The organism is Achromobacter sp. GbtcB20, from assembly GCF_019091095.1.
GTDB classification, from domain to species: domain Bacteria; phylum Pseudomonadota; class Gammaproteobacteria; order Burkholderiales; family Burkholderiaceae_B; genus Achromobacter; species Achromobacter mucicolens.
Genome location: NZ_JAGXJZ010000583.1, coordinates 1 through 265 on the forward strand (window position 1 = coordinate 1; position 265 = coordinate 265).

The window sequence follows — 265 nt, forward strand, 5'->3', positions numbered from 1 at the left end:
TGTTCACCGAGGTCACGAAATACTCGGTCACGCCGCAGCAGGAGGTCGGCACGCCGCGGTGCTGTTCGTAGCTGATCTCGACGCGCTGGCCCATGGTCGACTGCAGCTTCTGCACCAGGTTCTCTTCGCGCACGGTGAAGGCGAAGCGCTCGGGAATCGCGCCGGGCATGCTCGAGAGCAGGATCTCGCCTTCCCAGGTCTTGCACAGCCAACCCTTCTTCGAGAACTTCTGCAGGTAGCCGGCGCGGGTACCCTCGGAATACGA

At 63.0% G+C, this 265-nt stretch carries 1 pseudogene; it reads right to left on the reverse strand.

Features of this window, described 5'->3' with window-relative positions:
- Window positions 1-265 (reverse strand): annotated as a pseudogene (locus KVT32_RS30320) (hypothetical protein); the annotation flags it as partial.